20 protein-coding genes are annotated in these 16654 nt (G+C 43.5%); 13 read left to right on the top strand and 7 right to left on the bottom strand.

The features are described from left to right. Positions 1 to 113 precede the first annotated feature (113 nt). Together P5683_RS06955 and P5683_RS06950 are read left to right on the top strand one after the other, a co-directional pair. A complete protein-coding gene (locus tag P5683_RS06955; RefSeq protein ID WP_006623404.1) occupies positions 114 to 1397 on the top strand; it encodes a valine--pyruvate transaminase in 1284 nt (427 codons plus the stop codon). Between the two features lie 231 nt (positions 1398 to 1628). Then, positions 1629 to 2054, top strand: a complete 426-nt coding sequence (locus P5683_RS06950; RefSeq protein ID WP_035760046.1) for a hypothetical protein — start codon at positions 1629 to 1631, stop codon at positions 2052 to 2054. Here P5683_RS06950 and P5683_RS06945 read toward each other — a convergent pair. The 3 genes from P5683_RS06945 to radA form a co-directional block, all read right to left on the bottom strand. Continuing rightward, positions 1999 to 2745 carry an SH3 domain-containing protein gene (locus tag P5683_RS06945; RefSeq protein WP_008054927.1) on the bottom strand — a complete coding sequence of 249 codons (747 nt, stop codon included), beginning with the start codon at positions 2743 to 2745 and terminating at the stop codon, positions 1999 to 2001. The two genes, P5683_RS06950 and P5683_RS06945, sit on opposite strands and share 56 nt — an antisense overlap. An 86-nt stretch (positions 2746 to 2831) precedes the next feature. After that, complete coding sequence (locus P5683_RS06940) at positions 2832 to 3059, bottom strand: ferredoxin family protein (protein WP_006623408.1); 228 nt, start codon at positions 3057 to 3059, stop codon at positions 2832 to 2834. Positions 3060 to 3124: 65 nt separating this feature from the next. Then, complete coding sequence (radA, locus tag P5683_RS06935) at positions 3125 to 4846, bottom strand: DNA repair protein RadA (protein ID WP_315639469.1); 1722 nt, start codon at positions 4844 to 4846, stop codon at positions 3125 to 3127. A gap of 150 nt (positions 4847 to 4996) precedes the next feature. On the opposite strand from radA, the gene rpaB reads away from it, so the two are divergent. Genes rpaB through P5683_RS06910 form a run of 5 tightly spaced genes read left to right on the top strand, consistent with a single transcriptional unit; the run spans position 4997 to position 7728 of the window. Then, positions 4997 to 5728 carry a response regulator transcription factor RpaB gene (gene rpaB / locus P5683_RS06930; protein ID WP_006623410.1) on the top strand — a complete coding sequence of 244 codons (732 nt, stop codon included), beginning with the start codon at positions 4997 to 4999 and terminating at the stop codon, positions 5726 to 5728. A gap of 34 nt (positions 5729 to 5762) precedes the next feature. Then, positions 5763 to 6434 carry a cofactor assembly of complex C subunit B gene (locus tag P5683_RS06925; protein ID WP_315639471.1) on the top strand — a complete coding sequence of 224 codons (672 nt, stop codon included), beginning with the start codon at positions 5763 to 5765 and terminating at the stop codon, positions 6432 to 6434. Positions 6435 to 6447: 13 nt separating this feature from the next. Further along, the gene (locus P5683_RS06920; protein ID WP_006623412.1) at positions 6448 to 6969 is read left to right on the top strand and encodes a DUF456 domain-containing protein; all 522 of its coding nucleotides are present in this window, start codon (positions 6448 to 6450) and stop codon (positions 6967 to 6969) included. Between the two features lie 52 nt (positions 6970 to 7021). Continuing rightward, positions 7022 to 7393 (top strand): hypothetical protein, encoded by a 372-nt coding sequence (locus P5683_RS06915; RefSeq protein WP_046318476.1) that lies wholly within the window; start codon positions 7022 to 7024, stop codon positions 7391 to 7393. After that, a complete protein-coding gene (locus P5683_RS06910) occupies positions 7393 to 7728 on the top strand; it encodes a hypothetical protein (protein WP_006623414.1) in 336 nt (111 codons plus the stop codon). The genes P5683_RS06915 and P5683_RS06910 overlap by 1 nt, the downstream gene beginning before the upstream one ends. A 61-nt stretch (positions 7729 to 7789) precedes the next feature. Here the strand turns inward: P5683_RS06910 and P5683_RS06905 are convergent, their stop codons facing one another. Next, positions 7790 to 8389, bottom strand: coding sequence for a gamma-glutamylcyclotransferase (locus P5683_RS06905; RefSeq protein WP_008054917.1), 600 nt, complete (start codon positions 8387 to 8389; stop codon positions 7790 to 7792). Positions 8390 to 8548: 159 nt separating this feature from the next. Between P5683_RS06905 and mgtE the strand changes: the two genes are divergently transcribed. After that, positions 8549 to 9928, top strand: coding sequence for a magnesium transporter (gene mgtE / locus P5683_RS06900; protein ID WP_006623416.1), 1380 nt, complete (start codon positions 8549 to 8551; stop codon positions 9926 to 9928). Here the strand turns inward: mgtE and obgE are convergent. From obgE to P5683_RS06885, 3 genes are all read right to left on the bottom strand, one after another. Continuing rightward, complete coding sequence (gene obgE / locus P5683_RS06895) at positions 9911 to 10921, bottom strand: GTPase ObgE (RefSeq protein ID WP_006623417.1); 1011 nt, start codon at positions 10919 to 10921, stop codon at positions 9911 to 9913. The two genes, mgtE and obgE, sit on opposite strands and share 18 nt — an antisense overlap. A gap of 20 nt (positions 10922 to 10941) precedes the next feature. Next, on the bottom strand, positions 10942 to 11646 hold the full coding sequence (psb32, locus tag P5683_RS06890; protein ID WP_006623418.1) for a photosystem II repair protein Psb32: 705 nt from the start codon (positions 11644 to 11646) through the stop codon (positions 10942 to 10944). A 142-nt stretch (positions 11647 to 11788) separates the two neighbouring features. Further along, positions 11789 to 13201 (bottom strand): NB-ARC domain-containing protein, encoded by a 1413-nt coding sequence (locus P5683_RS06885; protein ID WP_315639476.1) that lies wholly within the window; start codon positions 13199 to 13201, stop codon positions 11789 to 11791. 299 nt (positions 13202 to 13500) lie between these two features. Between P5683_RS06885 and P5683_RS06880 the strand changes: the two genes are divergently transcribed. Genes P5683_RS06880 through P5683_RS06860 form a run of 5 tightly spaced genes read left to right on the top strand, consistent with a single transcriptional unit; the run spans position 13501 to position 16483 of the window. Further along, positions 13501 to 13953: a hypothetical protein gene (locus P5683_RS06880; protein WP_006623420.1), complete on the top strand. Its 453-nt coding sequence runs from the start codon at positions 13501 to 13503 to the stop codon at positions 13951 to 13953. Between the two features lie 41 nt (positions 13954 to 13994). Continuing rightward, positions 13995 to 14336, top strand: coding sequence for a hypothetical protein (locus P5683_RS06875; RefSeq protein WP_006623421.1), 342 nt, complete (start codon positions 13995 to 13997; stop codon positions 14334 to 14336). A gap of 18 nt (positions 14337 to 14354) precedes the next feature. Continuing rightward, positions 14355 to 14960, top strand: a complete 606-nt coding sequence (locus tag P5683_RS06870) for a hypothetical protein (RefSeq protein WP_006623422.1) — start codon at positions 14355 to 14357, stop codon at positions 14958 to 14960. Positions 14961 to 14978: 18 nt separating this feature from the next. Then, positions 14979 to 15428, top strand: a complete 450-nt coding sequence (locus P5683_RS06865) for a hypothetical protein (RefSeq protein ID WP_006623423.1) — start codon at positions 14979 to 14981, stop codon at positions 15426 to 15428. 32 nt (positions 15429 to 15460) lie between these two features. Continuing rightward, positions 15461 to 16483, top strand: a complete 1023-nt coding sequence (locus P5683_RS06860) for an ATP-binding protein (RefSeq protein WP_006623424.1) — start codon at positions 15461 to 15463, stop codon at positions 16481 to 16483. Positions 16484 to 16654 lie beyond the last annotated feature (171 nt).

Below are 16654 nucleotides of genomic sequence, written 5' to 3'. Positions count from 1 at the left end.
TTAACTTGACCTGCACTCCCAACCCGGACAAAATACAAACTGGCTACTTGGCTTCCCCACTGTCTCCAGGTCTGGTTAAAATCTATTCTAGTTAATTATAGGTGAAGTTTACTATGAATCCGGCTTTGACGAACTTTGGCGATCGGATGTCTCGTTTAACGGGAGTCCGAGCTATTATGAAAGATATTATCGAAACGTTGCGCTCTGGTAAAGGTCAAGAATTTATTAATTTAAGCGCCGGAAACCCGGTCATCTTACCAGAAGTCGAACAACTCTGGCGCGAATGTACTCAGCAACTGCTATCTAGTCCCGAATATGGCGAAGTGGTCTGTCGCTACGGTTCTAGCCAAGGGTACAAACCTTTTATTGATGTCATTGTGGAAGATTTTAACTCTCGCTATGGGTTAAATTTAAGCGATCGCAATATCCTAGTCACTCCCGGAAGTCAATCAATTTACTTTTACGCCGCCAACGCCTTCGGAGGTTATAACAGCCAGGGAAACCTTAAAAACATTGTCCTTCCCCTCAGTCCAGACTATACAGGTTACGGCGGCGTTAGTCTTATTCCCGAGGCGGTTTGTGCTTATCAACCCACCCTCGACATAGACGAAAATTCCCATCGGTTTAAATATCGTCCCGACTTTAATCAACTCTCAATTAATGAGGATACAGGCTGCGTTATTTTTTCCCGTCCCTGTAATCCTAGCGGCAATATTCTCACCTCCGAAGAAGTGCAAAAAATCGCAGATTTAGCCTCCCCTTACGATGTCCCAGTCTTCGTAGATTCCGCATATTCTCCCCCTTTCCCGGCTTTGAATTTTACGGACATGGATCCGGTTTTTGCTGATAATATTATCCACTGTATCAGCTTGTCTAAAGCCGGATTACCCGGAGAGCGTTTAGGTGTGGCTATTGGTAATGAAGATGTGATTAGGGTTTTGGAAGCCTTCCAAACGAACGCCTGTATTCACTCCCCCCGCTACGGACAAGCTATAGCAGCTAGAGCGATTGGATCAGGTGCTTTATCGGATATTTCGGTTGAGGTAATTCGTCCCTACTACCGCCAGAAATTTACGATATTAGAAGCGACGTTAAATGATGCGATGTCGAAGGATTTACCCTGGTTCTTGCATCGGGGAGAAGGTGCTATTTTTGCATGGATTTGGTTTAAGGATTTGCCAATCACAGACTTGGAACTATATCAGGAGCTTAAAAAAGTCGGTGTTATCGTAGTTCCTGGCAATTCATTTTTCCCAGGATTACAACAAGAATGGTCGCACAAAAATCAATGTATTCGCATTAGCCTGACTGCTACTGATGAGGAGATTATGGAAGGAATGAAGCTTCTGGCTGAGGTTGTGGAAATGGTTTATAGAAAGGCTATGTTAGCGGTTTAATTGATGATTAATTCTGTCTAATGACTACAGTTGATCGGGGTTCACAATGTCTGGAATTATGAACCCCCTTAAATGCTCGATCGCAGTTATTCCCACCTGGACGGGAAGGCGATCGCCTTTGAGTAAATTAGGGGAGATGAAAATCGATCGCCACGGGATGAGCATTAATGTAGAATGAATCAGGGACAATCTCAAATCTCACTCAGAGCCAATATGGGGTCGGAGGGACAAATGGATGAATTGAAGTATCTAGCTACTTGGGTTCGCGAACAACACGCACGGGAGTATATTTTCACTTGGTTACTGAATCAACCGGGGATCTGGTGGTCAAATGGTGATGTTTACCAAGCGGCTATACAAAAATCTGGTTCTCGTCTGAAAGAATATGTAAAAAATAGTAAACAAGAGGGTTTGTTTCAGGGGATTGCCGATAAAATCAGGAGCGATGAGGCTTGGGATGCGATCGCCCTAAGTTTAGCTCGCCTCATTGCTACCTATCAGGAAGAATTAGTCAAACTCCAAGAACAAAATCGGTTAGATATAAACAAAGTCTCGGAAATATCGCCAAAGTTCAACCCGGAAATAGATGATATTTGGTCTTCTAGTCTTCAGGAACCCCTACCGGACCCGAACTCTGACGCTCTGACGGGTCTGTAATGGGTCCATTATCGATTAATTGGGGTTGAATAATCAAATGAGTGGGAGCATGGGTGCGGATAAAATCGGTCATCAGATCCCGTTCTTCAATAGTAGGAGTAGCCAAACAGCCAGCGGTTCCGGTTTCTTCATTATCCTTAAAAACGGAAGGATCATAATGAACCCCAAACCCGCCGCGATCGGTTTCAAAGGTGGGAGTTACTGCTGACCAAACCCCGCCAAATTCGCCGCCAGCATATTCTACGGAACCTGGTATATCAAAAGTATAAACCCCAAAAGGAATGGGTGTTTGAGATCCAGGCTGGTCTGATGGTGTTTGCTGACCGATACGACCAGAGATACAGCGGACTGTATTAACTAACCATCCCCCAGCATCAAATAACTCTGTGTGATAGACCTTTAGACCACCAGCGATGGTCTCTTGTGTTTGAGTAGCGACAATTTTCGGTCCGCCAATAGTATTAGCGAGATGATCATCAGTTTCAGTGGTGGGGTTATGAACAGTTAAAAACTCTCGCGATACCCAGCGATCGCCACCAATAGGAACCCAAGTCAACCCTCCTTGAGGAACAGGAGTTCCGATCACTTCGACCACAGTTCCGGGTTCAACAGTATCAATAACGGGACCATAGGGACTAGAACGCACATTGAGGACATCACCACTGGTAGTCACGATCGCTTGCTGTATCATAATTCGAGTTGTAATGGTGTAGATTAGTGTTCATTGTTAGGGCGATCGCCAAGATCATAAACACACAAAGTGATCGTCACCTCAAGTTATTCTGGAGTTTGTTGCAACTCTGGTCTCTCTTCCGCTACAATAGCGCCTTCTACCGGACAGACCTGTAAACAAATCCCGCAATCAATACAAGTATCGAAATCAATCCAATACCAATCAGTTCCCTTAGTGTTCTTACCGGGACCGGGATGGATACAAGCCACGGGACAAGCGCCAACACAATCAGCGACCCCTTCGCAGACATCAGTAACAATAGTATGAGCCATAATAAATTCCCCCCCCTTGACAACGGACTGAAAAACTAGCAGTTTATACCTACTTTGAGCTTAACTCAAAAACCGATATCATCATCATCGAAATCATCATCAAAACTCTGAGACACATTGGGAGGTTGAGTAGGGATAGAAGCAAGAATCGCATCAATTACTCGACCCACGGGTAAAATTTGCATTCCCAAATCTTCTGGTTTTTGTCCCTTGGGTACAATAGCGCGTTTAAAACCCAACTTAGCCGCCTCCCGCAATCTTAACTCTAATTGTGACACGGGGCGCACCTGTCCGCCTAATCCGACTTCGCCGATTAAAATGGTGCGAGGATCAACAAGGCGATCGCGGAAACTAGCGACAATGGCGATCGCCACTCCCAAATCCGCCGCCGGTTCATCCACCTTTAACCCTCCCACAGAAGCGACAATCGCATCTAACTTAGAAAGAGGGATACCAACGCGCTTTTCCAAAACCGCCAAAATCTGCATCAAACGGCTACTATCAACCCCCGTAGTCGTCCGTCGCGCCGACCCATAACTAGCAGGACTCACCAAAGCCTGGATCTCGACCACAATAGGTCTAGTTCCCTCCATAGAGACAATAGTGGCAGTTCCCGGCGAGGAATCATCGCGATTTCCCAAAAACAATTCCGACGGGTTAGAAACCTCCTGTAACCCGTGGGAAACCATCTCAAACACGCCAATTTCATGGGTAGCGCCAAATCGATTTTTCATCGATCGCAATAGACGGTGAGACGCAAAGCGATCGCCCTCAAAATACAATACCGTATCAACCAAATGTTCCAAAACCCTGGGACCCGCCAGGCTGCCATCCTTAGTCACATGACCCACAATCAACAAAGTAATATTTTCCCGTTTCGCCACCTGCATCAAAGCCGAGGTACATTCCCGCACCTGAGCGACAGAACCGGGAGCCGATGTTAGACTAGCGAAATAAATAGTTTGAATACTATCGATGATCGCCAAAGTGGGTTTAAGGGATTCCAACTCCCGCAGGATGACCTCTAAATCCGTCTCTGGGAGCAAAAATAAATCCGCCTCCTCCCGAGAATCATGGCTATTTTTACCATTTTCCGACTCTGGGGATAATTCCGGTGGCGACTGAGCAGAAGATAAATGACCATTTCCTGTAGCGAGGGATGTCTGTTGAGGGTGTTGGTTGCGTAACTGTTGGGTAAACGGGTCAACATTAGTAACTTCCACAGCATCTGAACTATGGTGGTTATTTACTTGTGCATCATTGTCAGTCTGTAAGTCATGAGCATCATCATCAGCTACACTAGCCACTGATGGAGCATTCCATAAACGCTGCGATCGCAATTTTACCTGTTGACCAGATTCTTCCGCCGACACATATAGCACCCGGGCATGATGGGATAAACTATTAGCCACCTGTAGCAGTAAAGTAGACTTACCAATACCAGGTTCACCGCCAATCAACACCAACGACCCCGGAACAATGCCACCTCCCAACACCCGATCTAACTCTCCATATCCAGAAGGGATGCGCGATTGAGTCTGATCAGAAATCTGAGACAGCTTAAATGATAATCTCGGTTGTCCTTGATTGGGCTTATTGACAGTATCCTCGGTTAACCCAGACCCCAACTCACTCCAACTAAACCGCTGTAGAGACGGCGTGGGGGATGGTTCAACCACCTGTTCTACAAGAGAATTCCAGGCTTGACAATTGGAACAGCGACCAAAGTATTGGGAGAACTCGGCCCCGCATTCACGACAAACATATAATGTTCGAGGCTTGGGCATTGTTTAAAATAGTGGCTGTACAATCTTATTGTATATGCAAACAATGGGATCAACACGCGCTATATGCCACCCGCACAATAGAGGCGATCGCACCTACAGTTAAACTATATGAAAGTAAGTCTAGTGTTATAGAGGGAGTATTGAGGTCAATTGGAAAACCATAAGGAAAGAATTTTAGTTGTCGATGACGAAGCCAGCATCCGCCGGATTTTGGAAACTCGCCTTTCTATGATCGGTTACGATGTAGTAACTGCGGCCGACGGGGAAGAGGCTTTAGAAATCTTCCGCCAGACAGAACCTGACCTCGTGGTTTTGGATGTGATGATGCCTAAACTAGATGGCTACGGAGTTTGTCAGGAATTACGGAAGGAGTCTGACATTCCCATTATTATGCTCACCGCCTTGGGGGATGTCGCCGATCGCATCACCGGGTTAGAATTAGGCGCAGATGATTATGTCGTCAAACCCTTTTCACCCAAGGAACTAGAGGCCCGTATCCGTTCCGTCCTGCGTCGCATTGATAAAAATGGCGCTTCTGGAATTCCCAGTTCTGGAGTTATCCAAATTGCCAGTATTAGGATTGACACCAACAAGCGACAGGTCTACAAAGGTGATGAACGCATCCGCTTAACCGGGATGGAGTTTAGCCTATTGGAACTCTTGGTGAGTCGGTCAGGAGAACCCTTTTCCCGATCCGAAATTCTCCAGGAGGTCTGGGGGTATACTCCCGAACGCCATGTTGATACTCGCGTCGTGGATGTGCATATTTCCCGGCTCAGAGCTAAGTTAGAAGATGATCCTAGCAACCCAGAACTGATTTTGACCGCTCGCGGTACTGGCTATTTATTCCAGCGGATTATTGATCCTTCAGAAGTGGGTTGATCGGATCTCAGTTGTCCTTTAGAGCTTCTCATAAATGGCTCAAATAAATTCTAACCGAGTTCTGCGACTTTTGCCCCTGGTTGTGGGGGGTTTAGGGGGGGTGCTATTGCTCGTCAATCGTTTAGAAACCCCCCAGATTTTGGACTCTCAAGCCCGCTCGGATGCCTTGGGAGTCATATTAAGCGCTTTGTTGATTTTGACTGGCTTACTGTGGCAGCAAATTCAACCTGTCCCACCGGACGCTGTGGAGTTGGAGGGTCCCCAAGGTTTTGAACTCCAGCCGGATTTGCCTGATGTGGTCAAAACTGAACTAGCTTGGGCTTCTCTGATGTTGTTAACTAATACCGTCACCCGATCGCTTTTGGTGGTTTGGGATGCTCAGGTGTTACTCCGACGCGGCGTTTTAGGGGTTAATTCTCAAGTCGAACCCGGACCTATTGTTAAACGGGTTCAGAAGACCCGCAAACCGGTTTACTTGGTAAATTTGGCCTTGTATCCCGGAAGGATTGAGTTTGACTATTTGCCTCCTAATACTCAGGGTGTCATCTGCCAACCTATGGGCGATCGCGGTGTCTTGATTTTGGGGGCGAATACTCCCCGCAGTTATACCAAACAAGATGAAGTTTGGATCGAGGGAATTGCTGATAAATTGGCTGATACTTTGGAGCGCTCTGGTTGGTCCAATGCCACGAAAATTACAACTTAAAATGGGGTAGACAATGCTATTTTTATACTGGGTATTGGTGCTGGTAATGCTCCTGGGAGTCATCGGAGCCGTCGTTCCGGGGCTGCCTGGATCAGGTCTGATTGTTACCGCTATTTTGATTTGGGCTATCTTTGCTGGTTTTTCTGGTATGGGCTGGCCTATTGGTGTGGCGATCGCTGTCCTGCTTTTAAGTGTCGGTGTTGAGTTCCTCAGTGCTTATCTGGGTGCTAAAAAAGCTGGCGCTAGTAAATGGGGACAAATTGGCGCGATCATTGGCTTATTATTGGGGTTTTTTGGTCTCTTACCAGCTTTACCTTTTGGCGGACCTTTATTAGGACTGTTAATAGGTCCTTTGGTGGGCGCTTTTGTCGGAGAATTTCTCTATCGTCAGGATTTGGTCTTGGGTCTGCGGGTGCGCTCCGCTGTTAAGGCGGCGATCGGGATTTTTGTCGGGACCGTCCTCGGTAATTTACTCCAAGGGGTTTTAGCTTTCGCCTCCGTAATAGTTTTCCTGACCAGCACCTGGCCCTATTGAAACAGAAGACATAGTGAGCGATCGCTTAATCACGGTGAGGGGTGAATCTATTATGGATCTTGTGTTTGAATCCACTGATGAGTTTAATCAGGACTTAGCTAAATTTAGTCAGGAAGAACAATTAATTATCCTCAAGGAACTTGAACATTGGCTTCCCTTATTATTAACTAACTCTAGTCTGCGGAGTAGACGACTTCATCAGTTTTGTCAATTTCATCTCAAAGATAACTACCGTTCTTCCCTATACTCATTTATTGTTAACTACTACCTGCGCGTAATTCTCACCATTGACGAAGACCCCCTATTTAATCGCCTGTCAATCACCCTATTTAAAGCCATAGAAAGCCGTCATGCTGCTACAGCTTATCGACAGGTCGGTAACTCCATATATCAAAAAATAATTGACCACAAGGATAGTTATTGATGTCATCACCATTTCCCCCATTAATTGACGATCGCGGTATTATTCGCCAAGCTATGGCAGTTTTTTCCGAACCTCAACAACTGAAATTTTTGGCGGCGATCGCGGAGTTACAAAATCCCCAATCCTATCAAAATCAATACTTTCCTATGAGTCGCCTCAAGCGATTAAAGGGGACTCACGCTAAGATTTACACCGTAGATATTGACCCGACATCAAAATGGATGTTTTACATTGAATATCAAAATGGTAATATCTATTTACGGGAACTTTATAAGCATACCAATAATCAGGCAAAAACCAGCTTGGATATTATTGCAGAAGTCAATGATTTCTGAGGTCTAATCATCAGCCGAGACCAGGCTAGGCTGGTCTCTACAGTAACCCATTGATAATTAATTAGGAATTCTGATAATTAACTTGTTGGCGTTGCAGATTATACATATGGTTAAATAGTTGCCAACAATATTCCTGAGTTAAACCACAGGTAACTGCACCCCGTAAAACTACATTAAAATACCAATCATTGGGGGCTAATTCTTGGGTGAGTTTATTAATGACCATATAAGTCCGCACGTTTTGATAATCCTTACCCTGAGAATGTACGTCAATCATTTCTGGGCGATATCCGCCAATATGAACCTGTTTATCCGGGTCAATTTTCACCTCTTCCCGTTCATCAAGGCGATCGCTTAAACGCCAAGGAAGTCGATACAAAACCCCTTCCACAGAAGAATTAGCATCTTTAACTATATCCAAAGCGCCACAATTGCGCCGCCGGGAATGGCGATAAAACCCCAACCGATAACCCCGTAGAGTAGCAGGTCCGATCACATAGGAATGAGTAGGTTCACCTAGAGTCCGTTGCAAATCTACCGGACACATACAGGAACCGTAGGCGAAATAGTAAAAACTCGGTTCAGCATGAGAAGTTGAGATAAATTTTTCGTCCCACTGAATGGGATCTATAGATTGAATCGTATCTGTGTCAGAGTTCAATGTTACTTCCTCCCGTCCTAGGTGACACCCCCTTATTTTAGCAAAATGCACTCATGTTCATGTATAGCAAGTCACTATTTTTGAGCGGGAATATACTAGATCATAGTGATTTTGCTATATCCTTAATACTGTAGTTAATTATTCCCAGGAGCTAAAACTATGCAGGAGATTGAGGAAAAGAGTTCCCGGAGTGAATTGCGAGCCATTGTTAGGGAACAATTGCGACTGTTATTAGAAGATCGCAACTGGGAAGGTGTTAAAACTCTATTATTGCCAGTGCAGCCTGTCGATATTGCTGAGGCAATAGATGGGTTGCCCAAAGCCATGCAATTGACTGCTTTTCGTTTACTCTCTAAAGCAGAAGCCGTAGAAGTTTATGAACACCTTTCTACAGATATTCAACAGTCTTTAATTGAGGAGTTTCGAGATTCCGAATTATTAGAGATTGTCAATAGTATGGCTCCCGACGATCGCGCGGGTTTATTTGATGAATTACCCCCTCGGTTAGTGCGGCGGGTTCTCGCCCAACTCTCACCCGAAGAACGTAAAGCCACCTCTCAGTTATTAGGTTATCAGGCGGGAACAGCCGGCCGTCTCATGACCCCTGAATATATCGCTTTGAGGTACAATTTAACCATTAAAGAGGCATCCGATCGCATTAGACAATTAGCACGCGATCGCGAAGTGAGTTATTATGTCTATGTAGTTGATGAACAGCGGCGGTTAATGGGAGTCGCTTCTCTGCGGGATGTATTATTAGCTGACCTTGATCAATTCCTCGGTGATATCATTAATCCTGATGTCGTTTTTGCCCAAACAGATACAGACCAGGAAGAAGTCGCCCGTTCCATTCAACGTTATGATTTAGTGGCTTTACCTGTGGTCGATCGCGATCATACCTTAGTCGGAGTCGTAACCGTAGATGATGCGATCGATATTTTGCAAAAGGAAGCCACCGAAGATATTTATATTATGGGTGCTGTCAGGTCTGAGGGGGAAAGCTATTTCCAATCCAATTTAGCCACCATTACCCGTAAACGTATCCCCTGGCTATTCATTTTGTTAATCACCAACGCCTTAACTATTTTGGTGATGAGCAATTTTGAAGCCGTCCTTGATGAGGTCGTCGCTTTAGCCTTTTTTACCCCTCTGTTAATTGATGCGGGTGGGAATGTCGGAGCCCAGTCTTCTACCGTCGTCATTCGCGGGTTAAGTACCGAAGAATTGAAATATAAAAAACCCCTTTGGGTGATTATACGCGAGTCCATGACTGGCGGACTTTTGGGGATTTTATTAGGGGTGGTAGTAATTGGGATGGTGTTTGTCTTTTTAGGACAAATTGAAATCGGTTTAACCGTCGGGATTAGTTTACTTTGTATTACTATTATTGCCGCCACCGCCGGGGCGGGATTACCCTTTCTGTTTCATTCCTTTGGGTTAGATCCCGCCTTGATGTCCTCTCCTTTTATTACCACCATTGTCGATATTTTGGGGATCTGGATTTATTTAAGTACCGCCAAATTACTCCTCGGTCTTTAAGTCATCCAAAAATCGCCAAACTTCCTGTAAAAGTGCCTCCAAACCAATGCGGGCTACCGCCGAAATAAGGAACACTCGAACCCCGGCGATCGCCTCAAGTTGAGAAGCGATCGCCTTACTTCTTTCCTCCGAGTCCCCCGCCGCATCAATTTTGTTAAGCGCCAGAATTTGCCGCCGCCTTTCCAAACCTCGCCCATAGGCGATTAACTCCTGTTGAATAATTTGATAATTAGCGATCGGGTCTGTGTCGGTAATATCAATCATGTGTAGGAGAATGCGGGTTCTTTCTATATGGCGCAAAAACTCATGACCTAGTCCAGTCCCTCGGTGTGCGCCTTCAATCAATCCCGGAATATCCGCAAATACCGTCCCATCTCCCGTCGGTTTACGGACTACTCCCAGATTAGGAATTAGGGTAGTAAAAGGATAATCTGCCACCTTGGGACGGGCGGAAGATACTGCCGAAATCAGAGTTGATTTTCCCGCATTCGGTAAACCAATAATCCCCACTTCTGCCAACAATTTTAACTCTAGTCGTAGTCGCCGACTTTCTCCTGGTAGTCCCGGTAAAGCATAATCAGGGGCGCGGTTTTGGTTACTGAGAAAATGACTATTTCCCAAACCGCCTTTACCCCCAGCCGCCACGCAAAATTCCTGATTAGGGGTGACTAAATCCACCATCAGCTCTAAGGTATTGGCATCATAGACCACTGTACCACAGGGGACCTCGATAATGCGATCGCTTCCCGATGCCCCCGTTTTATTTTTCGGGCCGCCTCGTTTGCCATCATCAGCTTTAAAGCGACGGTTATACTGGAAGTCCAGGAGAGTTTGCAAGTCTTCCACCGCTTTCAGGATCACAGACCCCCCTCGGCCCCCATTGCCTCCCGCCGGACCTCCAGCCGGGACGTATTTTTCCCGGCGAAAGGCAACTATGCCATCTCCCCCTTTTCCCGCTTCTACTTCAATTTCAGTGCGATCAATAAACTGCATCGATTTAAATCAGCCCATTTTTAAGGCCGTTGAAGGTAATAATAAGTCGCCATAGGTGCGACTGTGGCAATTACTAGGACTACCACAACTAAGATCGTCGCACTTTTGTCGTCCGTTTCTTCAGCCGATTTAAATGTACTCCCCACTTGCAGATTTTCCAGGAGTTTAGGTGCGCCGGGATCTCCTTGTCCTGAGAGGACTTTGACTATACGATCCGTGGCCGCCAGGAAGGCTTCATTATACTTCTCACCTTCTCGCAGGGGGACTTGTAGGGTTTCGTTGGCAACACTCTCGGCGATCTCAGGAGTTAGCAACTCTTTTACTTTGTCTCCGGTATGGATGGCGCTATTATTGGTTTGGGTATCCACCATCAACAGAGTTTGATTAGCGGCCTCTTCTGCGGTGGGAAACCATTTCTCAAACAACTGATCTGTAAAACTTTGGGCTGTTTCTCCGTAGTCCAGGCGGCGGATCGTCACTAACCGGACCTCATACCCCGTCTCGGCTAGTTTCTCCAGGTTTTGGTTAATTCTGCCTTCGGTAGCGCGACTGAGAATATCCTCATCATCAATAATCCAAGTGCGATCGCCAGTTTTCAAGTCTGGCATTTGATAAACTCCTGTAGCCATAGCTGGCGCAGTGGACAATAGCAATACCATCACTATTGCTATCATTCCCGCCAACAAATGCCACCATTTTGACATGACGTTAAGCTGTTGATTCATAGGGCTATACTAATTTCTGTATTATTAGACCCCACTTTATCGCAAATTTTGCATTAGCGATCGCTATACTTTCACATTAGTTAATCCTACCTATAACCCCTCACCCTCACCAGATGATCACCCGGAAACCACCCTCCAACTCTCAGATTTCAGGTAGACCCCTCATTGAACCCTTCCATATATATTGTTTAAAGACCGGAGATAAACGGAACATCATTGTACCATTTTCCATGGTTTTTAGCAAGCATCGTCTCTGCAAAGATTGTAAACCTTTGATGATCTCCGTCGAGGATAGGGATAATTTTTCGGTTAACTGCGATCGCGACAGGGGACGGTCAACTTGGCTTAACTGTAAGGCGATCGCTTTTTCCATGGAAGATAATCGCTCGAAAACTTCTCCTAATTGACTACTCATTAATTCCGTGATTACCGGGGTGTCTTCTGCCAAAAACTCCGAGACTTTACCGCAAAACATATTCCTAATTAAATAGCAAATATCTTCCAAATAGACTGGATGACCTTCGTATATTTCGATTAAATTTGACCAGCTTTCTCGGTCTGATAATTGCAGGCTCTCTAAAATGTCTACACTATTCAAGCCGGATAAAGTTAAGGATTTGATAGGATATAGGTCATTATTGAGGGATAATAACATTTCTTGGGATTGTTCTTGGCTGATGACAATAATGCTGCTTTTATGTTCAATTTGTGCGATCGTCCTCAAAAATTGGCTATAGTTTTTATATGGTTTTTGGTATTGTCCCGCCAACTTGCCGCTGATAAATAGTTCTTGTAAATCATCAAGTATTAGCAAGCATTTTTGTTGTATTAACAGATTAATCAGGTCATGGATTTGATAATCTTTGGGGCTGGATTCCTTATTAAATTTAGTTAAAATATCATTAGCAATAGGCGTTAAATGTGGTGACAGTTTTAGATTTTTCCAACTCACCACCTCAAAATTATCTTTATGGCGATCGACTAATTTTTTGACTAGGGTAGTTTTGCCAATTCCCGCTATTCCCACCACTGATATTAAGGGGATACTTTCATCAATTAACCAACGGGATAGGGTATCTATTTCATCAGTGCGATCGCCAAATTTCCAGATTTTAGGTGCCATGGTTAAATCGTGGCATATTTTTTGGGGTGGCGGTAGTTGGGGAGTAGCGATCGCTTGTTCTTCCTGTTCAGAATTGCCATTCGGATAATAAGGACACAAAGTCACATTATTGTTATTAAAGCTAAATATTTGGGAATTTATTGCCCTTTCCAGAGTCCAACAAAAATTGGATTTTTTAATATCCTCGTTAAGCTGTTGAGATAAAATCTTAAATAATTTACGGCTAACATCTCCGATATAGTTTTCATTGTAGCCATCATTCCCGATATCTTCCGCGATATCCTTGTAAGTCTTCCCTGTCAACAGTCCTTGAATGATCGACTTTTGTAGGTCGTCTAGGTGTTCTCCCGTCTGTTGTGACACCAACCTATCCACAAATTGTAACAATTCCGTTATATCCATAAACTTAGGCTTGGTAAGGGTTTCAGCCATTATAACTCAGTTCTGAATCAGAAAATCAGGTTTTTTCTGGCATTCGTTTGACATTTTGTCACAAAATTGACCAGAAAATCTGTTTTTTTCTGGTTGCAGGGGTCAGGCGATCGGATATACACTGGGGAAAGAATGATAGCAGTACACTACTGAGACGAGACAGGCTCAACCAGTCACAGCCTTAGCAGTGATCGCAGTGGGAGTTCTTGGGTAGTAATTATATCTTCACTGTAATGTGTAGCGCTATAAGTTATCCCCAAAATATCTTGCTCTGACTACATAAAGCACAACTCTATACTATGGATGTTATTTTTGAGTTTCTAGCACAACTGGTTATTGGTTTAATCAGTGCCGTTATAGGATTTTTTTTCGGATATGCCGTAGGATATGGGGCAGCAGTGATAGTTAATGCTTTATCTCAGGCTTTTGCTAGATTATGGAACAATCTAGTCGCGTCAGCAAAAAAGATTTTTGGCTACATCAAGGAAGCCACTGAACGCTATTTAGCACTAATTGCTCAGTATTTGGATAAAAACTGGTATCAGATAGAATCTCGGTTACGCGCTGAACTAGGCTATTCCTCTAATTGGATAATTGCTATTTTTCATGAAGCACAACAGACCTTTGTGCAAATATTTCATCCGAGAAGCTATCAAAGTAAATCCATGATTTTTTCATTAAAAGTTGCGGAAAATCAATCCCAACTACCAACAAAGCAAAATCCGATTGTCACTACACTATCTTTGGCCTAAGTATTTTGGACTCTAATTGTTAGAGGATTAAGGAGATTTATATGGGATTTTTCACATGGGTAGGCAGTTTAGTCGATCAGTTGATCGAATGGCTGGGAAGAGCAGTAAAAGCATTTATAGATGCTTTGGTTTGGACATTGCAACGATTGTGGGAAACTGTTATTCTTGGTGTTCTCATTGCAGCATTTGGCTTAGTTGCTACTTTGTATGTAATTTTCTATGCAGGTGCAGTTTTGGGCGAAACTGTCATGGAAATATGGGACCCTGTAAACTACAATACTAAACCTTCTGAAGTGTTCATTTTAGAACAAGCTCCTCAAGAGTCGCCACTACCGACTAATCGTTCAGAAGCTAGACGATTACAACTGCAAAATTGGAACTAAGATTAACAGGAATTTGTCATGCCAAGTTATGCTAACAATGAAAATCTATTTATGACAATTGGGTTTCGTTCTCCTGAAAATCAGGGAACTTTAAAAAGTATCGAACTGATTGGTGTTCCCGGCGATACTGTACCCAATGGTAAAGTTAAAATCACCCCCCGAATCCAGTCTTTTTTTGATGATTTAATTGCCAGAGTCATTTTTCTTCAATCTCGAAGTATTCCAGAATGTGACTTTGAGTATCTCAAGATTTGGCTTTATGATACAGAAACACAAGATAGTGATAGAGGTTATAAAATTCCTCAACTCGATCAACGGGATTTAGTTATTGAATCTAATGTCCCTCCTTCTAAATTAGAGTTGATCTATGTTTTAGATAATCAGCTAACGGGGAGAGAATATGACCGTTGGGTAAACATCAGCCGTTCATTATTTACTCCGTTATTTTCTAAGTTTGTGACTGTACCAGAACCGCCAGCGGAAATCGCTAATAATCCTGTCGTAAAATTAATGCAAGCTAGTCCTTTCGGGAAAGCATTAGAAAAAGTAAATCAGACTTTAGCTCCTTACAGCAACATGAAAAAAAAGTTATTTTTTAATGCTTTGATTATCCAAATTGACTAAAACAAGGAGTTAAACATTATGCCAAGATTCGATCCAATTAACCCTAAAAAACAACAACGCAATCAACAGTCGGAGTGGAGAGATAGCAGTCAAGATGTCAATCCTGATAGTGAAAGGGTCTATAGCAATAGCCGCAGAGGTTTTAGTGCATTCACTCAAATGTTTATCAGACAACACCAAAATGATGCAATGTCTCCAGAAATTATTTTGGAAAAATTAGAGCCCATTTGGGAGAATTCAATTGAGCCTATTTTGATTACACAGTTTGGTATTGGCAGCACTTTATATGTGATATTTTATAGAGGCACAAGAAAAGGTGAAATTGTCATGGAAATTTGGGACCCCAATTATGTGGATGTTAAACCTGCCCAAGTTTTCAATATTGAGGGAGTACCTGAATATGCGACTAGATATTTTCCCAGAAACAGAGCGCAAGCTGAAATTGGTATTTTAGCTGGTTGGGATTAAGTTTATATCAAGAAGAATTCAGGTAAAAAACTATGCCAAGGATAGATGATTTTCGGAAAGCTGGGGGTGCAAAAGTAAATGTGAATCCCCAAAAGCCAAATTCTACTCCAATTACTAATAATGATCAAGATGAACCAGAAAAAGATAATGATTCCCAATCTAAGATAGATTTTAGTCTCTATTTAAGAGATGCTAAATATACTTTAAGTGATGTTATATTGCCAGAAAGCACTAAACATCAGGTCGATTTAATTTTGGCTGAACTTGAATATCAAGATTTAATCTATCAAGAATGGGGAATGGCAGAAAAGCACAAATTAGATAAAGCGCTTTCTGTGAATTTTTCTGGTCCACCAGGAACCGGAAAAACTTTGACTGCTGAAGCGCTTGCTCATGCTTTAAAGATGAAATTACTCGATGTTCCCTATGAACAGATAGAATCTAAGTATGTTGGCGAAACTCCTAAAAATATTAAAGGTGCATTTGACTTTGCGACAGATAACAAAGCTGTTTTGTTTTTTGACGAAGCCGATTCATTTTTAGGTAAACGCTTAGAAAATGTGACTCAAGCCACGGACACTGCTGTTAATTTGACTCGCAGTGTCATGATTAAGCAATTGTCAGCTTATGAAGGCATTGTGATTTTTGCCACTAACTTAATTAGGAACTATGATCCAGCTTTTATTAGTAGAATTCGCTGGAAAGTTCAGTTTGAAATGCCTACGGAAGAGGCTAGAGAAAAAATTTGGCAAGCCCAAATCCCTAGTAAACTTCCTGTAGATGATTCTGTTAATTTTGCCCAACTAGCTAAAGACTTTGCTGATGTCTCAGGTAGAGATATTAAAAATGCTGTTTTTCAATCTGTAGTCGCAGCGGCTAGAGAAAATAAACCTAAATCAGAAAAGCGGGTGACTCAAACTCATTTTAGTGAAGCGATCGCAGAAATTATTGAGGCTAATAAAGCTGCATCTCAACCAAAAGCGACACTGACACCAGTTGAAGGTGATGTTCCTTTACCTCCTCTACCGGATTCTATTCAAGGTTCCATCCAATAATAAAAAGAGGTGCGTCAGTATCAATCATCCGGTTATCAGTCAGGTTGACGGCTTCTGACGCACCCTACTACTGTGGTGCGTCAGTATCAATCATCCGGTTATCAGTCAGGTTGACGGCTTCTGACGCACCCTACTACTGTGGTGCGTCAGTATCAATCATCCGGTTATCAG

Source organism: Limnospira sp. PMC 1279.21, assembly GCF_032349615.1.
GTDB lineage: Bacteria > Cyanobacteriota > Cyanobacteriia > Cyanobacteriales > Microcoleaceae > Limnospira > Limnospira fusiformis.
This window is presented reverse-complemented; position numbering and strand designations above follow the sequence as displayed.

What these genes read in the sequence shown, in the direction of transcription:
- P5683_RS06955 (WP_006623404.1), top strand. Translation starts at nt 114, where the DNA reads ATGAATCCGGCTTTGACGAACTTTGGCGATCGGATGTCTCGTTTAACG.
- P5683_RS06950 (WP_035760046.1), top strand. Translation starts at nt 1,629, where the DNA reads ATGGATGAATTGAAGTATCTAGCTACTTGGGTTCGCGAACAACACGCA.
- P5683_RS06945 (WP_008054927.1), bottom strand. Translation starts at nt 2,745, where the DNA reads ATGATACAGCAAGCGATCGTGACTACCAGTGGTGATGTCCTCAATGTG.
- P5683_RS06940 (WP_006623408.1), bottom strand. Translation starts at nt 3,059, where the DNA reads ATGGCTCATACTATTGTTACTGATGTCTGCGAAGGGGTCGCTGATTGT.
- radA (WP_315639469.1), bottom strand. Translation starts at nt 4,846, where the DNA reads ATGCCCAAGCCTCGAACATTATATGTTTGTCGTGAATGCGGGGCCGAG.
- P5683_RS06925 (WP_315639471.1), top strand. Translation starts at nt 5,763, where the DNA reads ATGGCTCAAATAAATTCTAACCGAGTTCTGCGACTTTTGCCCCTGGTT.
- P5683_RS06920 (WP_006623412.1), top strand. Translation starts at nt 6,448, where the DNA reads ATGCTATTTTTATACTGGGTATTGGTGCTGGTAATGCTCCTGGGAGTC.
- P5683_RS06915 (WP_046318476.1), top strand. Translation starts at nt 7,022, where the DNA reads ATGGATCTTGTGTTTGAATCCACTGATGAGTTTAATCAGGACTTAGCT.
- P5683_RS06910 (WP_006623414.1), top strand. Translation starts at nt 7,393, where the DNA reads ATGTCATCACCATTTCCCCCATTAATTGACGATCGCGGTATTATTCGC.
- mgtE (WP_006623416.1), top strand. Translation starts at nt 8,549, where the DNA reads ATGCAGGAGATTGAGGAAAAGAGTTCCCGGAGTGAATTGCGAGCCATT.
- obgE (WP_006623417.1), bottom strand. Translation starts at nt 10,921, where the DNA reads ATGCAGTTTATTGATCGCACTGAAATTGAAGTAGAAGCGGGAAAAGGG.
- psb32 (WP_006623418.1), bottom strand. Translation starts at nt 11,646, where the DNA reads ATGAATCAACAGCTTAACGTCATGTCAAAATGGTGGCATTTGTTGGCG.
- P5683_RS06885 (WP_315639476.1), bottom strand. Translation starts at nt 13,201, where the DNA reads ATGGCTGAAACCCTTACCAAGCCTAAGTTTATGGATATAACGGAATTG.
- P5683_RS06880 (WP_006623420.1), top strand. Translation starts at nt 13,501, where the DNA reads ATGGATGTTATTTTTGAGTTTCTAGCACAACTGGTTATTGGTTTAATC.
- P5683_RS06875 (WP_006623421.1), top strand. Translation starts at nt 13,995, where the DNA reads ATGGGATTTTTCACATGGGTAGGCAGTTTAGTCGATCAGTTGATCGAA.
- P5683_RS06870 (WP_006623422.1), top strand. Translation starts at nt 14,355, where the DNA reads ATGCCAAGTTATGCTAACAATGAAAATCTATTTATGACAATTGGGTTT.
- P5683_RS06865 (WP_006623423.1), top strand. Translation starts at nt 14,979, where the DNA reads ATGCCAAGATTCGATCCAATTAACCCTAAAAAACAACAACGCAATCAA.
- P5683_RS06860 (WP_006623424.1), top strand. Translation starts at nt 15,461, where the DNA reads ATGCCAAGGATAGATGATTTTCGGAAAGCTGGGGGTGCAAAAGTAAAT.